Here is a 21,430-nt window from a genome sequence, read left to right as displayed (position 1 = left end):
AATTTGCCGTACCTGCGCCATTTCATATCAAACAGTTTTGATGCGTGAATATCTCTCTCGCAATTGCGAAAGAATTTGAATAAAACAGAGCCATGTCGATTTGGCGCCGCATCAGCGATTTTATCACCACCACAGCAGTCGATGCTTTCTCCAGCATCATTGAGGCCGTGCGAACCGCGTTTGAGGGCGACCTCGAAACGCGCCGGCGTGTGGCCTTCTCGATCGCCATGATCGCTTTGTCTGCCAAAATGGCCAAGGCGGATGGCGTCGTGTCACAAGCCGAAGTCAACGCGTTTCACGATATTTTTCACGTTCCCGCACAGTATCAGGATCAGGTGACGCGACTTTATAATCTCGCAAAGCAGGATGTTGCCGGTTACGAGGCCTATGCAGCACAGCTTGCCTCATTGTGCGGATCTGGCCATCGCAACTGCCAGATGCTGGAAGATGTGCTGGACGGGCTATTTCACATTGCCAAGGCAGACGGCGCCCTGCACGATAAGGAACTGACGTTTCTTGGTACGGTGGCAGAGATATTTGCTCTCGATGAAGAAAAGTTTGATCGCATTCTCGCGCGGCATGTCGGACGGGGGCAGGCAGATCCCTATCTTGTGCTCGGTCTTGGTCGAAACGTGAATTTCGAGACGGCCCGTAAGCAATATCGCGCGCTGGTCAGGGAAAATCACCCTGATATGCTGATTGCGCGCGGTGTGCCTGAGGAATTCATTGCTATCGCCAATCAACGAATAGCAGCTATCAATGCGGCTTGGGAAAAAGTCGAAAAAGACCTGAAGGCATATGAACGCGTTTAAGCCTGATCATTTACGCGCTGCCGTTCATGCCTCGCCAAATTTCGGTCCCCGGAAGGATGGCAAGCGCCCGCATATCCTTATCCTGCACTATACGGGTATGGAGACAGGCGAAGCTGCGGAAAACTGGCTGGCCAATCCGGAAAGTGAAGTTTCGGCACATTATGTCGTCCATGAGGACGGCAGAATCGTGCAGCTGGTGCCCGAAACTGAACGTGCGTGGCATGCAGGGAAGGGGTCGTGGAAGGGGGAGACGGATATCAATTCGTGCTCCGTCGGGATTGAAATTGTCAATGGCGGGCCATTGCTCGCATTCCCGATGTTTCCAGGTGAACAGGTCGATGCGGTCATCGATCTCTGCAAGGGCATAATCTCGCGCCACGGTATCCGGCCCGAAAACGTGCTTGCACATTCGGATGTTGCACCCGCCCGCAAGATTGACCCCGGCGAGAAATTTCCTTGGCCCGTCCTGTTCAACGCCGGCGTTGGGCATTGGGTTGATCCGGCCCCTGTGCGCGGTGGGCGGTTCTTTTCTGCTGGAGATCAAGGGCAGCCAGTCGAGGCCTTGCAGTCGATGCTGGCACTCTATGGCTATGGCGTACCCATTGATGGGGTCTTCGGAAATGCGACAGAATTGAGTGTTTTGGCCTTTCAGCGCCACTTTCGACCCACAAAAGTTGATGGAGTCGCGGATATGTCAACCATCGAAACGCTGCACAAACTGCTTTCTTCGCTTCCTGCACTGTCTGTATAACTTATTGAAGTTTAAATTCTTTTTTGAATAATTTTGTGCATTGCAGCATATATATTTCAATGGGTTACACAAAGTTATTTGATGGATCACCATTCGGCTGCATTGGACCGTCAAATCCTTAGCCAGTGTTTCGGGTATGCCCTTTTCAATTTTTGGGCTCGGAACTATCCCGGCGCGCATCTTTCGTGCGGCCCAAGCAATTAAACGGAAAACGATGAAAAATAGATTTGGTATGATTTGCGCCCTTGTGGGGGCGATGGCTTTGTTCGGCTCAAATTCAGCGTTCAGTAAACCAGTAGACGCTCAACCGACTAACCTGGCCGATTATCTGAAGGCCAAAAAGGTTGAATCAGACGAGAAAAAAGCTACTGAAAAAACAGCAAAGAAGGCCAGCGAAAAAAGCCAAGGCAAAAAGGTGAGCGCAAAGGCGTCATCCGCTAAAAAAGTTTCAGTAAAAACTCAGCGCAGCTACAAGAAAGCATCAGGCTCCAAGCGTCCGGTTGTTCAGGCAAAGGCTCGCTTCAAAACCACGACAGTAAGCAGCCGTGTCGACACTATGACAACTGGCAGCGTTGCATCTGCTGCTGCGTCTGCAGGTGGTTCAACCAAGTATTCCAGCATCATCACGTCTTATGCATCGTCCTATGGTGTGCCGATTGCGCTCGCTCATGCGGTTGTCCGCGTTGAAAGCAACTACCGCGCCGATATGACTGGCCGTGCCGGTGAAGTTGGCTTGATGCAGATCAAATATTCCACTGCCAAGGGCTTGGGTTACACGGGTAGCCGTCAGGCACTTTACAACCCGGATACAAATATTCGCTGGGGTATGAAATATCTTGCCGGAGCGCACAAGCTTGGCAACGGAACGACTTGCGGCACTATCCTGCGTTACAATGCAGGCCACGGCGCTACGCGGATGAACCCGATTTCGGCGAACTATTGCGCCAAGGTCAAGTCACAGATGGCAGCTAACTAAGCATTTAATCTGTTACAATGAGGAGGCCGGATCAATTTCCGGTCTTTTTCATTTGCCTTTTCTGGAAGATAAGCATTTATACGGGCGCCAGCTGGCCGGGCAGCCGCGCATGTCATACGCCGAAAGGCGGCATGTGAGGAAAGTCCGGGCTCCATGGAAACACGGTGCCGGATAACGTCCGGCGGGGGTGACCCCAGGGAAAGTGCCACAGAAAGGAAACCGCCCCGTCTTTCGTTGTGTCGAATTCTGTTCGAATGGACGCAAGGAATGACGGGGTAAGGGTGAAAGGGTGGGGTAAGAGCCCACCGCGCCACTGGTAACAGGGGTGGCAAGGCAAACCCCACCGGGAGCAAAACCGAATAGGGACGGCGTGCCGGGCGAAAGCCAGGCGATCAGTTTCCGGGTCAGTCGTCCGGGTAGGTTGCAGGAGGCGGATGGTAACATCCGTCCAAGATGAATGGCTGCCGCGCCGGATGAAAGTCCGGCCATACAGAACCCGGCTTACAGGCCAGCTGGCACTTTAAACTCTCCGATTGTTTATCATTCTCCCGAAAGGGAGTTCATCGGGATTGCGATTCCTAACGCTTCATTAAGCTTAATGAGGGATAAATTCAGAATCGCCGGAAGTGTGTCTGATTTTGCAGGCTGCTCCCACCATGTGTACTCTAATCCCATTGACGCCCATAGTGCCCCATGATATCGATTGATTTCATCAGTAGCGTTCAGTCGACACGGTGTTTCCCGACATTGGATTTTGCCATGCAGGGCCGGCATTTCGCCGGGGTTTCGACGCGCGCTTATGAGAATCGCTCTGCTCGGTTACCGGGCACAGCGGGCGCAGGATTATCGAAGACCCTTGGGGTCAGAACGGCGGGGTTGAGCTTTGAACCGGTTCCTCGGGCATATGACGAACAGGATCGATGCAAAGGGACGGGTTTCCGTTCCGGCTCAATTCCGTCTGATTGTGCAGTCCGCCGGCCATACGGAACTCTACGCACTGCGTTCGCTGCATCTGCCTGCTCTGGATGTGGGCGGACCCGAACTCTTGACACGCTTCGACAAGACTCTGGAGAGCGCGGACCCTTTCGCGGAAACAGCAGACGACATGTCCTTCTATCTGCACGCGGATGGCAGTTTTCTCAAACTGGACGCGGATGGGCGGATCACGGTGACGGATTTCCTGCGGGAGCATACGGGCATTTCCACGGATGTGACGTTTGCGGGAGCGAATACACATTTTCAGATTTGGCAACCGGATCAGTTCGAGGCGCATCGCAGCAAGGTTCGCGCCCGGCTGGCGGAAAAACGCCGCTTGGAGACAAGCTGATGAATGCAGCCGGCAAGGATGATGGCTCCATGAATGCGGATGACCGCCACATTCCGGTCCTGCTTGACGAGGTCATCACAGCCTTGCAGCCTGAAAAAGGGCAACGGATTATTGATGGCACATTCGGTGCCGGTGGTTACACCAGACGCATTCTGGAAACAGGTGCCAATGTTACGGCAATTGATCGTGACCCTTCAGCTATCGCAGCAGGCCGTGCGATGGAGAAGGAATATGCAGGACGGCTGACACTCGTTCAGGGCACGTTTTCCACTTTGGATCATGTTGCGCTTCTTGGTGCTCCTGATGGGATCGTTCTCGATATCGGCGTTTCATCCATGCAGATCGACGAGGCTGAACGCGGCTTTTCCTTCCAGAAAGACGGGCCACTCGACATGCGTATGTCCAGCGCGGGGCCTAGTGCAGCGGACGTGGTCAATCGCCTGAAAATTGGTGATTTGGCACGCATCTTCAATTTTCTTGGTGAAGAGCGCAATGCAGGTCGCATCGCCCGCATGATTGACAAGCGACGTGCAACCGAACCATTTCATCGTACCCGCGATCTGGCAAATGCAATCGAAGCGCTTGTGGGAAGAAATCCTAAAGTGCCGATCCACCCTGCAACACGGGTTTTTCAGGCGCTGCGCATTTTCGTCAATGATGAGCTTGGTGAGCTGGTGCGTGCACTGCATGCTGCCGAGCGCGTTTTAAAGCCCGGCGGGCGACTTGTCGTCGTCACATTCCATTCTCTGGAAGATCGTATCGTCAAACGCTTCTTTGCGGATCGATCGGGCGCAGGCGGTGGTTCACGCCATCTGCCGCAGGTTGAACAGCGCCGTGCGACTTTCACACCTGTTGGCAAGGGAATTGTTGCGCCGAGTGAAGCTGAATCGGCGCGTAATCCGCGTGCGCGCTCTGCCAAGCTTCGTGCCGGAATTCGGACGGACAGCGCAACGCTTGCCGAAGATCACGCGATTTATGGCCTTCCCAATCTGCCCATATTTCATGAAACCCAGTCTCAAAAGAAAATGGGGAGCTGACCAGTGCTGCGTACCTTCGACATCATTTTGATCGGGTTGATGATAGCGGCGGCATCGATAACCTATAAAATCAAGCATGACGCCGAGAAACAGATGAATCAGGTGACGAAGCTTGAGCGCATGATCTCGGACGAGACCGATACGATTGATCTCCTTAAAGCTGACTGGAGCCTGCTGACGCAGCCGAATCGTTTGCAAAAACTGGTTGAGACATTTCAAGGGCAACTAGATCTTCAGCTGGTTGAGGCCAATCAGATCATCAACCTTAATGATCTCCCGCAACCCAAGCCGGTCGTCTTTGACTCTGTTGCCGATATCATCACGGAGGCGAGCGCCAAGGATTTGAAGCCAGACGCAACGCTTACCGGAAGTGTTGCCAAGAAATCGACACCCGCACCAAAAGGAGCTGCGCAATAATGGCTGCTGTTTGGATTAAGCGGAAAAAGGCTGAGCTCGAAACCGGTGTTGCACCGGCTTTGGCTCTGGATGCAAAGCGGAAAAAATCAGGCAACCGCGCACGTAATCGTGTTGTGATGGCAATAGCCTGCTTCGTCGGCATCTACAGTGTCATCGGCGGCAGGTTGATCTATTATGGCATACAGGAAGATACGACCGGCTATAATGGTCCGACCGGTACAGTACTGGCTGCTCGGCCCGATATTCTTGACCGGAACGGTGAAGTACTGGCGACTGATATCAAGACGAATTCGCTATATGCTGAACCGAAGAAAATCATTGATCCAGATGAAGCGATTGAATTGCTTTCAACCGTTCTTCCCGATCTCAATTTTGAGCAGACCTATAGTCGCCTGAAAAGCAAGGCGGGATTTGCCTGGTTGAAACGTGGTCTGACGCCGCAACAAAAAGGCCAAATCATGGCGCTGGGCATTCCCGGCATCGGTTTTCGCACTGAGAAAGCGCGGTTCTATCCCGGTGGTCCAACGGCTTCGCATATTCTTGGCCTCGTAAATATCGACAATCAGGGCATTGCCGGTATGGAGAAATATATCGACGAACATGGTTTGTCGGATCTGCGTGATGCCGGGCTGGCCGACAGCCGCTCGCTTGAGCCTGTGAAGCTTTCCATTGATCTGCGTGTGCAGCACGTGGTGCGTGATGTGGTTGTTCAAGCCATGCAGAAATATAGCGCTATTGCTGCTGGTGCAGTCGTGCTGAACGTCAAGACCGGCGAGATTCTCGCCATGGCTTCGGCGCCGGATTTCGATCCGAACAACCCATATAATGCGCTGGAGAAAGACCGGCTTAACCGTATGTCTGCCGGTGCTTTCGAAATGGGCTCTACAATCAAGAGCTTCACGACTGCCATGGCGCTCGACTCCGGTAAAGTCAATCTGCAAAGCACGTTCGATGCGCGTCGGCCCATCACCATTGGTCGCCAGACGATCCGGGATTTCCACGGCAAGGGCCGTGTTCTGACATTGCCGGAAGTGTTCATTTACTCATCCAATATTGGATCGGCAAAGGAAGCAGACGTCGTTGGCATTGATGGTCACCGCGAGTTCCTGCATCGCTTGGGTCTCTTGGATCGTATGGTAACGGAATTGCCGGAAGTGGCACGTCCAATGGAGCCGAAAGTCTGGAAGAAGGTTCACTCCATCACCATCGCTTTCGGTCACGGCATGGCAACCACTCCCTTGCAGACTGCGGTCGGTGCTGCTGCGCTCATGAACGGCGGCAGGTTGATGCCCCCGACCTTCCTGCCAAGAACTATTGAAGAAGCCAATAAGGTTGCAAAGCAGGTTGTGAGCGAAAAGACCAGCGAGGACATGCGCTATCTCTATCGCCTGAACGCGGAAAAGGGCTCCGGTGGTTCCGGTAATCGCGCAACTGTTCCGGGCTATCGTGTTGGTGGCAAGACCGGAACAGCGGAAAAAGTTATCAACGGCCGTTATTCCAAGGATGTCAGGTTCAACGCATTTGTTGCCGCATTTCCAATCGATAAGCCTGAATATGTCGTGTTGACCATCGTGGACGAACCGAAGGCCGAAGCCGGGAAGATTGGCGCAACTGCCGGCTTCAACGCTGCGCCGATGGTTCAGGAAATCATCCGGCGCTCGGCTTCATTCCTTGGTGTGCAGCCGGATTTCAATGAAGAACAAATATCTGCTCCAATGATGGTGAACTTTAATCAGTAAGTCCCGGAAAACGAATCAGAAAGAAGCGTTATCCGGCCGAATTCACGGGAAAGAATAGGTTTCAGTCCGGCCATGAAATTGAAAGAACTTAACGGCATCCCCGCCTTGGCAGTCTCCGAATTGGGAGACAGGATCATTACTGGCCTGACGTCGGATTCGCGGCAGGTTCAGAAGGGATACGTTTTTGCAGCACTCAAGGGTGTGAAGGCTGACGGTATTGCCTATGCCCAGGATGCCGTCAAACGTGGCGCGTCGGTCATCATCACCTCAAGCGATGCAAAACTGGGGAATATCGGCGCACCGATCATCTATGTAGACGATCCGCGCCGTGCACTGGCGCTCGCTTCAGCAAGTTTTTACGGGCGGCAGCCAGACGTCATGGTTGCCATAACCGGAACCAGCGGAAAGACATCTGTCGCATCATTTACCCGTCAAATCTGGGCGCAGGCAGGCTTTGCATCGGCCAGCATTGGCACCACAGGCGTGGTTTCTCCAACACGCGATGATTATGGCTCGCTGACGACACCGGACCCGGTGGAACTGCACAAGCTGTTGAGTGAACTTGTTGCTGAGGGTGTCACCCATGCCGCCATGGAAGCATCGTCGCATGGCCTTGACCAGCGCCGCCTCGATGGCGTGAAGCTTTCGGCCGGTGCATTCACAAATCTTGGCCGCGATCATATGGATTACCACGCGACAGTTGAAGAATATCACGCCGCAAAGCTACGTCTTTTTACCGAGCTTTTGCCAAAAGGTGCTCCAGCGGTCATCTTTGCTGATGACCCGTTTTCCAAGGCGACCATAGCGGCTGCAACTGAAGCTGGTTGCAAGGTGCTGACTGTCGGGCGCAAGGGGGATTTCATCTCTTTGAAGCGTGTTGAGCATGAGCGCTTCCGACAGCATGTCGAAGTCCATATTGCCGGTGAGATTTATGAAATAACATTGCCGCTTGCCGGTGATTTTCAGGTTGCCAACGGACTTGTTGCTGCGGGACTGGCGATTGCAACAGGTGTTCCAGCCGCAGCCGCAATGCGCGGTCTTGAACGCCTCAAGGGCGCTCCTGGCCGACTGGACCTCGTTGGAGCGACGGAAGAGGGGGCTCCCGCCTATGTCGATTACGCCCACAAGCCGGATGCGCTCGAAAATGTGCTGACTTCAGTCCGTCCCTTTACAACAGGCCGCGTTATTGTCGTCTTTGGTTGTGGTGGTGACCGTGACAAAGGCAAGCGCCCCATGATGGGTGAAATCGCAACACGGCTGGCTGATGTTGTGATCGTGACCGACGATAACCCCCGGTCTGAAGTGCCGGCAACAGTTCGTTCTGAAATTCTTGCTGCCGCTCCAGGTGCCCGTGAAATTGGCGACCGGCGCGAAGCGATCCGCGAAGCGGTGGCAATGATGAAGTCCGGTGATACCTTGATCGTTGCAGGCAAAGGCCATGAAGAGGGGCAGACTGTAGGCGATACGGTTCTGCCTTTCTCCGATCACGTCGAAGTGGCTCAGGCACTGAAAGATCGCCTTCCGCAGGAGGGTGGTATATGAGCCTTCTGTGGTCTTCGGATGCAATGATTGCGGCGATGAACGGCAGGCCCGTTGGTGAGCTTCCGGAAGGCATTACGGGTATTTCCATTGATACGCGTACGTTGCGGGATGGCGAGGCATTCTTTGCTATCAAGGGCGATGCGCTCGACGGTCATGACTATGCCACGGCAGCAGTTGCCGCGGGCGCTGCATTGCTGGTTGTTGCAGAGGCGAAGTTGCCAGCCCTCGGCAAGCTGAAAGCACCAATGATAGTCGTGGACGACGTTCTTGCTGCTATGACGCGGCTTGGCTTGGCTTCGCGTGCCCGCTCGCATGCACAAATCATTGCGGTGACCGGCTCTGTTGGCAAGACGACGACAAAAGAAGCGCTCCGCCATGTCTTGTCAGAAGTGGGCAAGGTTCACGCTTCAGTTGCTTCGTTCAACAACCATTGGGGTGTGCCGCTGACGCTGGCACGCATGCCGCAAGACACGGATTACGGCGTATTCGAAATCGGAATGAATCATCCCGATGAAATACGTCCGTTGGTTAAAATGGTGCGCCCTCATGTGGCGGTGATCACGTTGATAGCACCTGCTCATATGGGGCACTTCAAAAGCCTGCAGGAAATCGCAACTGCAAAGGCAGAGATTTTCGACGGTCTACTGCCCGGTGGTTATGCGCTGATCAATCGCGATGACAAGCACTACAAATTCCTGGAAAAGCTTGCACTAGAAGCTGGTGTCGAACACATCAAGTCTTTTGGCGAGAACGCCCGCGCCGATTATCGCTTGATGAAGCTGAAACTTCACGGCGAATGCTCGTGCATGACCGCCCGCCTTGCTGGCGAAGAGGTTGTGGCAAAGATCGGGGCGCCGGGGCGTCATATCGTTCAAAACGTTCTTGCTGTTCTGGGCGCTGCACATTTGACCGGCGCGGATATGGCCAAGGTGACCTTGGCTCTTTCATCCCTGCGGGCCGAAAGCGGTCGCGGTGAGCGTCATACGCTTGAGATCGCAAAGGGCACATTTACGCTGATTGACGAAAGCTACAATGCCAATCCCGCTTCGATGCGTGCGGCGGTCGAGCTTCTGGCGGCAGCAACTCCAACTGGCAAAGGGCGTCGGATTGCTGTTCTGGGCGATATGCTGGAGTTGGGAAAACAATCTCCGAAGCTGCATGCGGAATTGTCCTCGGTGATCGCAGTCAACAATATCAACATGGTTTTTCTCGGTGGACCGGAGATGGCAGCTCTGAAAGCGGCCATGCCGGTTGAAATTCATGCCGAATACAGGCAGAGCGTGGAAGAATTGCAACCGCAATTGCTAAATACGATCAGAGCCGGAGACGTGATCATGATCAAGTCGTCAAAGGGGACCGGCTTCTCCCAGATCGTCAAAACGCTCTTGCAGAAATACAACACCGCCGAACCTCTCGCTCCAGCCGAGTGAGCCTGCGGGGATGGGGAAAGGGCACTAGTCGATGCTTTATTATCTTGCCGGTCTGGCGGAACAACTGCAATTTCTCAACGTGTTCCGCTATATCACGTTCAGGACCGGCGGGGCGCTGATTACTTCTGCGCTTATCGTGTTCCTCTTCGGTCCTCGCATTATCGATTCTCTGCGCGTTCGGCAAGGTCGTGGCCAGCCTATTCGCGCTGATGGACCGCAGACGCATTTTAAGAAGGCTGGAACCCCAACCATGGGCGGCCTGATGATCATGACCGGCATCATCATCTCATCATTGCTTTGGGCAAACTGGTCCAACGTCTATGTGTGGGTTGTGCTGCTCGTCGCGTTGGGTTTTGGCGCTATCGGCTTCTATGATGACTACCTGAAAGTCAGCAAACAAGCATCAAAGGGCTTTTCCGCCCGCGCTCGTCTCGGAATAGAGTTCATCATCGCAGCCCTAGCCGGTCTTGCGATCATGTGGGCGGGGCAGGAGCCATTCTCTTCATCGCTTACCTTTCCATTCGCCAAAGAATTTATCGTCAATCTCGGGATATTCTTTATACCCTTTGCAGCGTTCGTCATGGTTGGCGCTGGCAATGCAGTGAATTTTACCGATGGTCTGGATGGTCTTGCTACGGTCCCGGTAATGATTGCCGCCGCCTCTTTCGGCGTGATTGCCTATCTCGCAGGTAACGCCATTTTTGCGGATTATCTGCAAATTCATTTTACGCCGGGCACCGGTGAACTGGCCGTCGTACTCGGTTCGGTGATCGGGGCAGGCCTCGGCTTTCTCTGGTTCAACGCACCGCCCGCCGCCATCTTCATGGGCGATACGGGATCGCTCGCGCTTGGTGGATTGATCGGCGCTGTTGCCGTTGCGACAAAGCATGAAATCGTTCTGGCAATCATTGGCGGCGTTTTCGTCATGGAAGCGATGTCGGTCATCATTCAGGTTGCCTCGTTCAAAATGACCGGGAAACGCGTGTTCCTGATGGCACCTATTCATCACCATTTTGAAAAGAAGGGCTGGACGGAGAGTCAGGTCGTGATCCGCTTCTGGATCATTGCCGTGATACTCGCACTCATCGGCCTTTCAACACTGAAACTGAGATAAGGCAGCAAGCATGATACCTGCCCACTCCATGAAGGATAAAACCGTCGCGCTTTTCGGGCTCGGCGGTTCGGGCATTGCAACTGCTCAGGCAATCCTAGCCGGTGGCGCCAATATCGTTGCGTGGGATGATAATCCGGACAGCGTTGCCCGCGCGCAAAGTGCTGGTGTAACCACTGCTGATCTGCGCAATGTTGACTGGAAGCAGTTTTCATCTTTCGTCCTGTCACCGGGTGTCCCGCTTACCCATCCGCGTCCGCACTGGAGCGTTGACCTTGCTCGGGCTGCAGGCGTCGAAATCATTGGCGATATCGAGTTGTTCGTTCGCGAACGCAATCTCGCATTGACAAACCCTCCATCGGCAGAAATTCCGTTTATCGCTATTACCGGGACCAATGGCAAATCCACTACTACGGCGCTGATTGCTCACATCATCAAATCCTCCGGCCGTGATGTGCAGCTTGGGGGAAATATCGGTACAGCCGTCATGACGCTGGACCCACCAGCAAATGATCGCGTTTATGTGGTCGAATGTTCATCTTACCAGATTGATCTTGCACCATCACTCAATCCGACGGCAGGTATCCTGTTGAATCTGACGCCGGATCATCTGGATCGCCATGGTACGATGCAGCATTACGCCGAGATTAAAGAACGGCTGGTCGCGGGAAGCCAGACGGCGATTATTGGCGTGGATGACAGTTACTGTGCCGCAATTGCGGACCGACTGGAACGCGCGGGCACATCTGTTGCGCGAATTTCCAAGCGGATGGCGATAGCCGAGGGTTATTTCGCCAATGGCAGCGAGCTGTTCCATGCGCATGGCGGTTCTACAGATGCGATAGCTTCGCTTGAGGGCATAGGGTCGCTGCGCGGCGAACATAATGCGCAAAACGCTCTGGCAGCATTTGCAGCCTGCCGTGCGGCAGGCCTTTCCATTGAAGAAATCAATGCAGGGCTTAAAACGTTTCCCGGTCTTGCACATCGCATGGAGCAGGTAGCCAAGCTCGGCTCAGCATTGTTCGTCAATGACTCCAAAGCAACGAATGCTGAAGCGGCTGCACCAGCGTTGTCATCATTTCCGCGTATCTACTGGATCGCCGGTGGCTTGCCCAAAGAGGGCGGAATCGCTTCCCTGTCAGGCTTTTTCCCGCGTATAGCAAAAGCCTATCTGATTGGCGAAGCTGCCCCCCAATTCGCAGCGACACTTGGTGATGCAGCGCCTTACGAAATTTCCGGCACTATCGACGTTGCTGTGAAGCATGCTGCGCTTGACGCCAGCAAAGATGATACCAGCGAGCCGGTTGTTTTGCTTTCACCTGCCTGCGCGAGTTTCGATCAATTTCAAAACTTTGAAAAACGCGGTGAAGCTTTCCGCTCTGCCGTTCTAGCGCTTGATGGCGCGTCACCTATTGGGGGAGCAAGTAGCTGATGGTTAGTCGCATTGACCGTGGTCCCGTTGCCGAATGGTGGTGGACGATAGATCGCTTTCTTCTTGCAGCGTGCTTGAGCCTAATGGGCCTCGGCATATTGTTGTCATTCGCAGCAAGTCCCGCTGTTGCCGAACGCATCGGGCTTGAAAGCTTTTACTTCGTCAAACATCAATCCATGTTCATGGTTCCGGCTGTGATCGTCATGTTCGCAGTGTCGTTCATGGCACCCAGAACAATCAGGCGCTTTGCGATCATCCTGCTTGCGGGTGCCATGTTTGCCATGGTGCTAGCCTTGTTTTTCGGTATCGAAGTCAAAGGCGCGCGCCGCTGGATTTCGCTGGCTGGCATCTCGGTTCAGCCATCGGAGTTCATGAAACCGGCATTTGTGATTGTCTGTGCGTGGTTGTTTGCAGAAAATGAACGACGCAAGGACATACCAGGCAATTTCTTTTCCATGGTCCTCTTCGGTGTCGTGGCTGCACTGCTGGTTGCGCAGCCTGATCTCGGTCAAACGATTCTGACTGCCGGTACGTGGGGCGCAATGTTCTTTATGGCCGGTGTTCCGTGGATATGGATCATCGCTTTGGGCGGCCTTGGTGCAGTCGGGTTCTTCGGCGCTTATACGGTTTTCCCGCACGTCGCTGGTCGTATCGACCGGTTCATGACAGGTGAGGGTGATACGTTTCAGGTAGACGCGGGGCGCGAGGCCATTATTCGCGGCGGCTGGCTCGGGCAGGGCCCGGGCGAAGGAACGATCAAGCGTATTATTCCCGACAGCCACACTGACTTCATTTTTTCGGTTACAGCGGAAGAATACGGCATTGCGCTTTGCCTGCTGATCGTTCTGATCTTTGCATTCATCGTCATTCGCGGTCTGTCGATTGCCTTGAAGGAACGTGATGATTTCACCCGTCTTGCGGTATCGGGTCTTGTGATCCTGTTCGGCTTCCAGTCCATCATTAACATCTCGGTCAATCTGCACCTGATGCCTGCGAAGGGTATGACATTGCCCTTTATCTCCTATGGCGGTTCATCGCTGATTTCCGTTGCGATTTCGACAGGGCTTTTGCTGGCATTGACCCGGCGCAGACCTGAAGGCCGGCGCTCTGCGACGCTGGGTAATTCGCAGAGACCTGCATTGGTGGGTGCAGGTTAAGAGGCTGATATGTCCAAGGGTGTTATTTTTCTTGCCGCCGGTGGTACCGGCGGTCATCTCTTTCCGGCTGAAGCGCTGGCGCATGATCTGATCGACAGAGGGTGGGATATCCACCTTGTCACCGATGATCGCGCACAGCGATTTACCGGCAATTTTCCGGCGAGTCAGATTCATGTTGTCCGGTCGGCGACTATTGGTGGGCGAAATCCGGTTGCACTGGCGCGGACATTCTGGAAACTCTGGCTTGGCAATCTTGATTCCAGACGCTTGTTCCGTTCCCTGAAGCCCAGGCTGGTTGCAGGTTTTGGAGGCTATCCCACACTGCCACCGCTTTATGCGGCAACAGCCATGAAAATACCGACGCTCATTCATGAGCAAAATGCGGTCATGGGACGTGCCAACAAGGCGTTGGCACCACGTGTTAATGTCATTGCGGGCGGGTTTTTACCGGATGATGGCGGGCCATTTTCCGGCAAGACCATTGTGACGGGCAATCCGGTGCGGCCCGCAGTGCTTGCGGAAGTGGGCAAGCCATACAAGGCATCACAGGCACATCAGCCTTTCAATTTTCTGGTTTTTGGCGGCAGTCAGGGTGCGCAGTATTTTTCAACTGCGGTACCGGCAGCGATAAAGCTTTTGGCTCCGGAATTGCAGGCCCGCATCGTCGTGACACAGCAGGCGCGTGCCGAAGATGAGGCGCAGGTGCGCTCCGCCTACCAGCAAACGGGAATTAAAGCCGAAGTTGCAGTATTCTTTTCAGATATGGCGCGGCGTATCTCCGAATCGCATTTCGTCCTGTCGCGCTCAGGTGCATCTACAGTTTCGGAAATTGCTGCAATCGGGCGTCCTGCGATTCTGGTGCCGTTCCCGCATGCACTTGATCATGATCAGGCGGCCAATGCCGAAGCATTGCAAGCAGCGGGCGGCGCTGATGTCATAAAGCAATCCGATCTTTCGCCGGAACGCATCGCGGCAATCCTAACCAGCGCAATGAATGAGCCGACGCGGTTGGCATTTATTGCCGAAAAAGCCCGCACAACCGGCAAACCCGATGCGGCAAGGTTGCTTGGTGATCTTGCAGAGGCTATTGCAACCGGCCAAAGCGTTGAAGAATTCAAAAAAGGAGTGCGTCCATGAAGATGCCGCTCAATATAGGTCTGGTTCATTTTATCGGTATCGGTGGTATCGGCATGAGCGGCATTGCCGAAGTGCTGCATAACCTCGGTTACAGGGTGCAGGGTTCGGATCAGGCGGATAGTGCTAACGTGCAACGTCTGCGCGAAAAGGGCATTGAGATATTCGTCGGGCATGCGGCACCAAACATTGGTGACGCCGAAGTTGTTGTCGTATCGACTGCCATCAAGAAATCAAATCCTGAGCTTATCGCTGCGCGCGAGAAGCTTTTGCCGATTGTTCGCCGCGCTGAAATGCTGGCTGAGCTTATGCGTTTCCGGCAAGCTGTTGCGATTGGTGGCACGCACGGCAAGACGACCACGACTTCGATGGTTGCGACGCTTCTTGATGCGGGCAGGCTTGATCCTACTGTGATCAATGGCGGTATTATAAATGCTTACGGCACAAACGCCCGTATGGGTGCTGGTGACTGGATGGTCGTGGAAGCCGACGAAAGCGACGGCACATTTCTGAAGCTCCCTGCCGATATCGCGGTTGTCACCAACATTGATCCAGAGCATCTCGACCACTACGGGACCTTTGACCGGGTGCGTGAGGCTTTCCGACAATTCGTTGAGAATGTTCCGTTTTATGGCTTTGGGGTAATGTGTCTGGACCATCCCGAAGTCCAGTCTCTCGTCTCCAAAATCGAAGATCGTCGCGTTATAACCTATGGCGAAAACCCACAGGCTGATGTGCGTTTCGTCAATCTGGTTGTCGATGGGGCAAGTTCCCGCTTCGACGTTCATGTCGCCAAGCGTAAAACTGGTGAAGTCACTGAAATCAATGGTTTGCACCTGCCCATGCCGGGGCGGCATAATGTTTCAAACGCTACTGCGGCCATCGCAGTTGCGCATGAACTTGGCATCTCGCCAGCCGATATCATAAAGGGACTATCGTCGTTCGGAGGCGTGAAGCGGCGCTTCACCCATACGGGATCGTGGAACGGCGTGGATGTTTTTGATGATTACGGCCATCATCCGGTTGAGATAAAAGCAGTGTTGAAAGCCGCGCGTGACTCTGCAAAGGGCCGCGTTATTGCCATCGTGCAACCGCACCGTTTCACGCGGCTAGCCAGTCTTTTTGATGAATTCGCATCCTGTTTCAATGATGCTGATACGGTTGTCGTTGCACCGGTCTATACGGCAGGCGAAGACCCTATTGAAGGCGTTACGTCGGAAACGCTGGTTTCACGCATCAAGACGGCTGCGCACCGGGACGCGAGATACATTGATGGCCCGCAGGAAATCGCTCCATTGATTGCGGATATAGCCAAGCCGGGCGACTTTGTGATCTTCCTTGGGGCTGGCAACATTACGCAATGGGCCTATGCCTTGCCAAAGGAACTGACAGCGCTGTGATTATTTTCGCAATTTCGGGCGGAAACCGCTTTCCACTTTTCCCGAAATTGCTCTAGGTTTGGCGGTTGCCCTTGAGAGGGTGGAACTGTTGGAAGGATACAATGTCTTCACTCGTTAATGGCGAAGCCCTGCTATCGAAGCTGGGAGACCGTTTTGCTGGTCTGCGTGGGCGGCTTACGCCCAATATGAGCATGGATAAAGTTACGTGGTTCAGGGCAGGCGGTCTTGCTGAAGTTATGTTCCAGCCTGCTGACGAAGAAGATCTTGCAGCTTTCCTGAGAGCAGTTCCTGCGGAATATCCGATCCTGACTGTCGGCATTGGTTCAAATCTGCTGGTGCGTGACGGCGGCATTCCGGGTTTCGTCGTGCGGCCTTCGGCCAAGGGTTTTGGTGAAGTCGAACGCGTTGGTGAAACGCAGTTGCGCGCCGGAACAGCTACGCCTGATAAACGTGTAGCGGCTGCCGCGCTGGAGGCCGGCATTGCCGGGTTTCATTTCTATCATGGCATTCCGGGCGGGATTGGCGGTGCACTGCGCATGAACGCCGGTGCCAATGGTGTTGAAACACGCGAGCGCGTCGTTGAGGTGAGGGCACTGGATCGCAAAGGCGAACTGCACATCCTTTCCAACGCTGATATGGGCTACGCCTATCGCCATTCCGGTGCTGCCGGTGATTTGATTTTCACCTCGGCACTCTTTGAAGGCACACCGGGCGATAGGGTTGAGATTCAGGCTGCGATGGACGCTGTTCAGCATCATCGTGAAACCGTCCAGCCGATCCGTGAAAAAACCGGTGGTTCGACGTTCAAAAATCCAGAGGGTTCTTCCGCCTGGAAGGAAATCGATGCTGCGGGTGGACGTGGATTGCGAATTGGCGGCGCTCAGATGTCGCCGATGCATTGCAATTTCATGATCAATACCGGAACGGCCAATGGTTATGAACTGGAGACGCTGGGTGAAACAATCCGCTCCCGCGTCTTGCAGAACTCCGGAATTCGCCTGCACTGGGAAATAAAGCGCCTTGGTCTATTTCGTCCGGGTCAGGAAGTGCACGAATTCATGGGGCAATTGCTTTAATCACCAATACTGAAAACCATTTAATGTTTACAAGCAGTACTATTTTATGGTACCAATAAATTTAAAGAAGAAGTATCAAGCGACGCTGGTGCAGGTATTTTCTCGACCTGTCAGCGGAACTGTTCGGTGGCAAGATATTGAATCGCTTTTCGTTGGTCTTGGTGGAGAACTGAGCGAACGGGAGGGATCGCGTATAGGTGTGTTTCTGTTCGGAGAGATTCGTGTGTTTCATCGTCCGCACCCATCTCCTGATACTGATAAAGGTGCGATTGCCAGCATTCGAAAATGGTTTGAAAGTCATGGAGTAAAACCTTGAAAAACATTCTGGATGTGGATGGCCACAAGGCTTCCGTTTCGTTTGATCCGGAAATCGGTCTTATAAGGGGTGAGTTTCTCGGTTTAAATGGAGGGGCGGACTTCTATGCCCGAAGCGTTGATGAGCTTTTGAGCGAAGGCCGAAAGTCTCTCAAGGTGTTTCTTGAGATGTGTGCCGAAAAGAACATCACTCCTTTTCGTGAATTTTCGGGTCGTTTTAACGTCCGTCTTGCTGCCGAGGTGCATGAAGCTGCCGTTTTGGCAGCTGCGGCAGAAAATAAAAGCTTAAATGAGTGGGTGGCGGAAGCAATCGAAGCTGCTGCTCGCGCAGCTTAATTTGCCACCGTCTCACATTTTTTTACACGAAATATCATTGTTGAATCATTGGGGACTTGTCAGCGAATCAACTCTCTGATTCTTTAGGGGCAAGCGTTAACTGATTTGAGTCGGCTGGTTCTGCCAGTCTTGGGTATCTGCGGTCTTTGCCGCCGGATGTGCGACGACTCATGCCTTTTTCCGCCCGCGTATGGCCGCGAAAATCTTGTCGGTTGTAGTTTCGGTTATGCGCCAGATGGGGATGAGTTTGAGGGGATGCCTTTATGGCAAAAAAGCATGTTGCGGTGCTGATGGGCGGGTTTTCTTCCGAGCGTCCGGTTTCGCTGTCGTCTGGCAATTCCTGCGCCGATGCTTTGGAAGCAGAAGGCTACAAGGTTTCCCGTGTTGACGTATCCCGCGACATAGCCAGCGTCCTGCAAGAACTTAAGCCTGATGTAGCGTTCAACGCGTTGCATGGTCCTTTCGGAGAGGACGGTACAATCCAGGGCATCCTCGAATATCTTGAAATTCCCTATACCCATTCCGGTGTTCTTGCTTCTGCGCTGGCGATGAACAAGGAGCAGGCAAAGATCGTTGCCAAGGCCGCCGGTGTACCCGTTGCTGAAGCGAAGGTTATGGATCGCTCGGAGTTCACGGCGAAACACCCGATGAAGCCTCCCTACGTCATCAAGCCGGTCAGCGAGGGGTCGAGCTTCGGGGTTGTCATCGTCAAGGAAGATCAATCGCATCCGCCGCAAGTCGTGACCTCGAGCGAATGGAAATATGGCGGCTCGGTAATGGTCGAGCGTTACATTCACGGGCGTGAGTTGACCTGCGCCGTGATGGGTGATGTGGCCATCGGGGTGTGTGAAATCATCCCTGTCGGGCATCAGTTCTACGATTATGATTCAAAATACGTTGCTGGTGGATCAAATCATGTGGTTCCCGCTAAAATTTCACTAAAAATTTACCAAAAAATACAAACACTGTCTCTCAAGGCGCATCAGGCAATTGGATGTAAAGGGATTAGCCGGTCGGACTTCCGTTACGACGACCGGTTTTCCGAAGATGGCGAGCTTATTTGGCTGGAAGTGAACACTCAGCCGGGCATGACTCCCACATCACTTGTGCCTGATATTGCTAAAGCTGCGGGGCATACCTTCGGTGAATTGTTGAGTTGGATGGTGGAGGACGCATCGTGTTTGCGTTGAAGGGCAAAAATACGCACCGCCGCGGTGCTGCACCGATGTCTTCGGACAGGTCGGTTGCTTTTGGCCGTTTCCGCATGATCCTGCCTAAATTCTTGCGCAAGCCTGTGCGCGTCTTTTCCCGGATGGTTGAGGGCGAGGTATCCGTCCCGAATCACATCGGTACAATCGGTGCTGTCGCTTTTCTCGCATTGACTGGTGCTTATGGCGCGATTCTCGGTGGGCACGCTCCTGAGGTCGTCAAGGTCACGACATCTACATTCGGTTTTGCCATCGAGGACGTGAAGGTCGTCGGCAATAAAGAAACCTCTGAGATCGATGTTCTCGGGGCGCTGGGTCTTGATGGTGAAACTTCGCTCGTCGGATTGAGTGCGTCTGATGCGCAGGCGGCAGTTGCAGGCCTTCCATGGGTCGAAAGCGTCGATGTGTTCAAGGTTTATCCAAACACCATCCAGATTTCGATTCATGAGCGCACTGCATTGGCGGTCTGGCAGAATGGTCTCGAGCTTAATGTTATTGATGCTGATGGGCGGGTCATCGTTCCTTTCACCGGTGGACGCAGCGCCTTGCTGCCGCTTGTTATCGGCGCGGGTGCCGACCAGCAGGTAAAACTTCTGATGGCGCAAATGGCTGCCTACCCGCAGATCGCTGGCGATGTTCGGGCCTATGCCCGTGTGGGTGATCGCCGCTGGGATCTGGTTCTCAAGAGCGGCGTGACACTGATGCTGCCAGAGCATGGTGTTTCGGAAGCCCTTGCGGATGTTGCCGGTATGGAAGCCAAGGCCGGTCTGTTATCCCGCGACATTGCATCCGTCGATTTGCGGCTGGATGACCGGGTTGTTGTGAAGCTGACACCTGAAGCGATGGTGCAGCGTGTTGAGTATCTGAAGGCGCGTGATAAAGCGCCAAAGCGTTCGGAGAAGCGTGTATGAGTATTCTGAACGGAAAAAGCGCATCATCAGGAACGTCTTCCGCAAAACGGACGCGTTCCTTGACGGTTTTGGACATAGGTTCAAGCAAGGTATGCTGCATCATTGCGCGGTTGCGCCCGCGGGAAGAAAGCGCGCACCTGCCAGGTCGTACGCATCGCATTGAAGTGCTCGGTATTGGTCATCAAAAGTCGCGTGGCATCAAATCCGGCGTCATCGTCAATCTTGATGCGGCAGAGCAGGCTATCCGTCTTGCTGTCGATGCAGCCGAACGCATGGCCGGTCTTACCGTCGACTCGATGATCGTCAATATCTCTGCCGGACGTCTGAAGAGCGAAAGTTTTTCGGCAAGCATTAATCTTGGCGGTCATGAGGTTGATCAGGCAGACATCCGCCGCGTTCTCGCTGCGGGTGCCAAGCAGGCTTTGGCAACAGAGCGCCATCTCGTTCATTCGCTACCTGTCGGTTACGGGCTGGATGGCGAGCGCGGTATCCGCGACCCGCTCGGCATGATTGGCGATACTCTTGGTGTCGACATGCATGTGCTGACGGCAGATGCGGCGCCGCTGCGCAATCTGGAGCTTTGCGTTAATCGCTGCCATTTGTCGGTTGAAGCGATGATTGCTACACCCTATGCCAGCGGCCTTTCGGCCCTCGTTGACGATGAAGCCGAGATGGGCGCCGCCTGCATTGATATGGGCGGCGGCACAACAACAATTTCTGTGTTTTCTGAAGGTAAATTCATCCATGCCGATGCCATCGCCATTGGCGGCAATCATGTGACAATGGACGTGGCCAAGGGCCTCTCGGCTCACATGGACGACGCAGAGCGATTAAAGGTCATGCATGGCTCGGCACTGCCAAGTGCTGCCGATGATCGTGACCTCATCAGTGTTTCGCCGCTGGGTAACGATGCCCGCGATGTACCCAATCAATATCCGCGCGCAGTTCTGACGCGCATCATCCGTGCCCGTGTCGAAGAGACATTGGAACTGGCGCGCGATCGCCTCAATCAATCCGGTTATGGCCAGATTGTTGGCAAGCGCGTTGTTCTGACAGGCGGAGCAAGTCAGCTGGCGGGGTTGCCCGAAGTGGCCCGCCGTATTCTGGCTCGCAATGTGCGAATTGGTCGTCCTCTTGGCGTAACGGGCCTTCCCGAAGCGGCAAAGGGTCCGGCTTTTTCTGCGGCGGTTGGTCTTCTGATTTATCCGCAGGTAGCAGGCATCGAAGAGCGTTCTGTAAAGGCCGGTTCATCATCGCTGATGACAGGTACGGGTGGGCGTTTTCAGCGTATCGGCCAGTGGCTGAAAGAGAGTTTTTAA

20 protein-coding genes and 1 other RNA gene are annotated in these 21,430 nt (G+C 54.0%); all 21 read left to right on the top strand.

What is annotated here, in order from left to right; translation table 11 throughout:
• The first annotated feature begins 92 nt into the window (after nt 1-92).
• Complete coding sequence (locus PMI41_RS08570; protein ID WP_008123801.1) at nt 93-812, top strand: DnaJ family molecular chaperone; 720 nt, start codon at nt 93-95, stop codon at nt 810-812.
• Nucleotides 799-1,563: an N-acetylmuramoyl-L-alanine amidase gene (locus PMI41_RS08565; protein WP_008123799.1), complete on the top strand. Its 765-nt coding sequence runs from the start codon at nt 799-801 to the stop codon at nt 1,561-1,563. The genes PMI41_RS08570 and PMI41_RS08565 overlap by 14 nt, the downstream gene beginning before the upstream one ends.
• A 214-nt stretch (nt 1,564-1,777) precedes the next feature.
• Nucleotides 1,778-2,539 carry a transglycosylase SLT domain-containing protein gene (locus PMI41_RS08560; protein WP_008123797.1) on the top strand — a complete coding sequence of 254 codons (762 nt, stop codon included), beginning with the start codon at nt 1,778-1,780 and terminating at the stop codon, nt 2,537-2,539.
• Between the two features lie 87 nt (nt 2,540-2,626).
• Nucleotides 2,627-3,059, top strand: an RNA gene (rnpB, locus tag PMI41_RS24230) — RNase P RNA component class A.
• Nucleotides 3,060-3,422: 363 nt separating this feature from the next.
• Complete coding sequence (gene mraZ / locus PMI41_RS08555) at nt 3,423-3,866, top strand: division/cell wall cluster transcriptional repressor MraZ (RefSeq protein WP_008123795.1); 444 nt, start codon at nt 3,423-3,425, stop codon at nt 3,864-3,866.
• Complete coding sequence (gene rsmH / locus PMI41_RS08550; protein WP_008123793.1) at nt 3,866-4,903, top strand: 16S rRNA (cytosine(1402)-N(4))-methyltransferase RsmH; 1,038 nt, start codon at nt 3,866-3,868, stop codon at nt 4,901-4,903. Before mraZ ends, rsmH begins: the two co-directional genes overlap by 1 nt.
• Before the next feature lie 3 nt (nt 4,904-4,906).
• Nucleotides 4,907-5,320, top strand: a complete 414-nt coding sequence (locus tag PMI41_RS08545) for a hypothetical protein (protein ID WP_008123792.1) — start codon at nt 4,907-4,909, stop codon at nt 5,318-5,320.
• A complete protein-coding gene (locus PMI41_RS08540; RefSeq protein ID WP_008123788.1) occupies nt 5,320-7,059 on the top strand; it encodes a penicillin-binding protein 2 in 1,740 nt (579 codons plus the stop codon). Before PMI41_RS08545 ends, PMI41_RS08540 begins: the two co-directional genes overlap by 1 nt.
• Nucleotides 7,060-7,131: 72 nt before the next feature.
• Entirely contained in the window at nt 7,132-8,601 is a 1,470-nt protein-coding gene (locus PMI41_RS08535) for a UDP-N-acetylmuramoyl-L-alanyl-D-glutamate--2,6-diaminopimelate ligase (protein ID WP_008123786.1), read from the top strand.
• The gene (locus PMI41_RS08530; protein ID WP_008123783.1) at nt 8,598-10,031 is read left to right on the top strand and encodes a UDP-N-acetylmuramoylalanyl-D-glutamyl-2,6-diaminopimelate--D-alanyl-D-alanine ligase; all 1,434 of its coding nucleotides are present in this window, start codon (nt 8,598-8,600) and stop codon (nt 10,029-10,031) included. The genes PMI41_RS08535 and PMI41_RS08530 overlap by 4 nt, the downstream gene beginning before the upstream one ends.
• 31 nt (nt 10,032-10,062) lie before the next feature.
• Nucleotides 10,063-11,145, top strand: a complete 1,083-nt coding sequence (mraY, locus tag PMI41_RS08525; protein WP_008123781.1) for a phospho-N-acetylmuramoyl-pentapeptide-transferase — start codon at nt 10,063-10,065, stop codon at nt 11,143-11,145.
• Between the two features lie 10 nt (nt 11,146-11,155).
• Nucleotides 11,156-12,574, top strand: a complete 1,419-nt coding sequence (gene murD, locus PMI41_RS08520; RefSeq protein ID WP_008123779.1) for a UDP-N-acetylmuramoyl-L-alanine--D-glutamate ligase — start codon at nt 11,156-11,158, stop codon at nt 12,572-12,574.
• Nucleotides 12,574-13,731: a putative lipid II flippase FtsW gene (gene ftsW / locus PMI41_RS08515; RefSeq protein ID WP_008123777.1), complete on the top strand. Its 1,158-nt coding sequence runs from the start codon at nt 12,574-12,576 to the stop codon at nt 13,729-13,731. Before murD ends, ftsW begins: the two co-directional genes overlap by 1 nt.
• A gap of 9 nt (nt 13,732-13,740) precedes the next feature.
• A complete protein-coding gene (murG, locus tag PMI41_RS08510) occupies nt 13,741-14,868 on the top strand; it encodes an undecaprenyldiphospho-muramoylpentapeptide beta-N-acetylglucosaminyltransferase (protein WP_008123775.1) in 1,128 nt (375 codons plus the stop codon).
• Nucleotides 14,865-16,265, top strand: a complete 1,401-nt coding sequence (gene murC, locus PMI41_RS08505) for a UDP-N-acetylmuramate--L-alanine ligase (RefSeq protein WP_008123773.1) — start codon at nt 14,865-14,867, stop codon at nt 16,263-16,265. The genes murG and murC overlap by 4 nt, the downstream gene beginning before the upstream one ends.
• 101 nt (nt 16,266-16,366) lie before the next feature.
• Complete coding sequence (gene murB, locus PMI41_RS08500; RefSeq protein WP_008123771.1) at nt 16,367-17,341, top strand: UDP-N-acetylmuramate dehydrogenase; 975 nt, start codon at nt 16,367-16,369, stop codon at nt 17,339-17,341.
• A gap of 46 nt (nt 17,342-17,387) precedes the next feature.
• Nucleotides 17,388-17,657 carry a type II toxin-antitoxin system HicA family toxin gene (locus tag PMI41_RS08495; RefSeq protein ID WP_008123769.1) on the top strand — a complete coding sequence of 90 codons (270 nt, stop codon included), beginning with the start codon at nt 17,388-17,390 and terminating at the stop codon, nt 17,655-17,657.
• Entirely contained in the window at nt 17,654-17,992 is a 339-nt protein-coding gene (locus PMI41_RS25405) for a type II toxin-antitoxin system HicB family antitoxin (protein WP_008123767.1), read from the top strand. Before PMI41_RS08495 ends, PMI41_RS25405 begins: the two co-directional genes overlap by 4 nt.
• 263 nt (nt 17,993-18,255) lie before the next feature.
• Nucleotides 18,256-19,182, top strand: coding sequence for a D-alanine--D-alanine ligase (locus PMI41_RS08485; protein ID WP_008123765.1), 927 nt, complete (start codon nt 18,256-18,258; stop codon nt 19,180-19,182).
• On the top strand, nt 19,170-20,111 hold the full coding sequence (locus PMI41_RS08480) for a cell division protein FtsQ/DivIB (protein ID WP_008123763.1): 942 nt from the start codon (nt 19,170-19,172) through the stop codon (nt 20,109-20,111). Before PMI41_RS08485 ends, PMI41_RS08480 begins: the two co-directional genes overlap by 13 nt.
• Nucleotides 20,108-21,430 carry a cell division protein FtsA gene (gene ftsA / locus PMI41_RS08475; RefSeq protein ID WP_008123761.1) on the top strand — a complete coding sequence of 441 codons (1,323 nt, stop codon included), beginning with the start codon at nt 20,108-20,110 and terminating at the stop codon, nt 21,428-21,430. The genes PMI41_RS08480 and ftsA overlap by 4 nt, the downstream gene beginning before the upstream one ends.

Origin of the sequence: Phyllobacterium sp. YR531, from assembly GCF_000282595.1 — a bacterium.
GTDB lineage: Bacteria > Pseudomonadota > Alphaproteobacteria > Rhizobiales > Rhizobiaceae > Phyllobacterium.
This window is presented reverse-complemented; position numbering and strand designations above follow the sequence as displayed.